Source organism: Lysinibacillus sp. NPDC056232, from assembly GCF_042267565.1.
Taxonomy (GTDB): Bacteria; Bacillota; Bacilli; order Bacillales_A; family Planococcaceae; genus Lysinibacillus.
On sequence record NZ_JBHJTF010000100.1, the window covers coordinates 1 to 1,404 of the forward strand.

At 53.5% G+C, this 1,404-nt stretch carries 1 rRNA gene; it reads right to left on the reverse strand.

The features are described from left to right. Window positions 1–1,174: ribosomal RNA gene (locus tag ACFCYJ_RS27450) — 23S ribosomal RNA — on the reverse strand; the annotation flags it as partial. Window positions 1,175–1,404 lie beyond the last annotated feature (230 nt).

Sequence of the window (1,404 nt, forward strand, 5' to 3'; positions counted from 1 at the left end):
GCTTCTAAGCCAACCTCCTGGTTGTCTCTGCGACTCCACATCCTTTCCCACTTAGCGTACGCTTAGGGGCCTTAGTCGATGCTCTGGGCTGTTTCCCTCTCGACCATGGAGCTTATCCCCCACAGTCTCACTGCCGTGCTCTCACTTACCGGCATTCGGAGTTTGGCTAAGGTCAGTAACCCGGTAGGGCCCATCGCCTATCCAGTGCTCTACCTCCGGCAAGAAACACACGACGCTGCACCTAAATGCATTTCGGGGAGAACCAGCTATCACGGAGTTTGATTGGCCTTTCACCCCTAACCACAGGTCATCCCCCAGGTTTTCAACCCTGGTGGGTTCGGTCCTCCACGCAGTCTTACCCCCGCTTCAACCTGCCCATGGCTAGATCACTCCGCTTCGGGTCTTGAGCGTGCTACTAAACCGCCCTATTCGGACTCGCTTTCGCTACGGCTTCCCCACACGGGTTAACCTCGCAACACACCGCAAACTCGCAGGCTCATTCTTCAAAAGGCACGCAGTCACGGCCATGCTCCGAAGAACATGACGACGCTCCCACGGCTTGTAGGCACACGGTTTCAGGTACTATTTCACTCCGCTCCCGCGGTACTTTTCACCATTCCCTCACGGTACTATCCGCTATCGGTCACCAGGGAATATTTAGGCTTAGCGGGTGGTCCCGCCAGATTCACACGGGATTTCTCGGGCCCCGTGCTACTTGGGTGTCTCTCAAACGAGCCGTTGATGTTTCAGCTACGGGGGTCTTACCCTCTACGCCGGACCTTTCGCATGTCCTTCGCCTACATCAACGGTTTCTGACTCGTCTCACAGCCGGCAGACTGTGAAAGCTCATTCCCACAACCCCGCATGCGCAACCCCTGCCGGGTATCACACGCATACGGTTTGGCCTCATCCGGTTTCGCTCGCCACTACTCCCGGAATCACGGTTGTTTTCTCTTCCTGAGGGTACTGAGATGTTTCACTTCCCCTCGTTCCCTCCACACTGCCTATGTGTTCAGACAAGGGTGACAGCCCATGACGACTGCCGGGTTTCCCCATTCGGAAACCCCCGGATCAAAGCCTGGTTGACGACTCCCCGGGGACTATCGTGGCCTCCCACGTCCTTCATCGGTTCCTGGTGCCAAGGCATCCACCGTGCGCCCTTTCTAACTTAACCGTTAAAAAAGATCTTACAGATGCTTTGAAAAAAATTAATTGCCTTCTATCTATTATCTAGTTTTCAAGGAACAAAGCAGAAAGAATGTCATCACATCGTGATGCTTGTCTTTCCTATTGAATGAATTACTCATTCAAAACTGAACAAAACAAAAGCGCTCTCGTAATTATCCTTAGAAAGGAGGTGATCCAGCCGCACCTTCCGATACGGCTACCTTGTTACGACCTGTC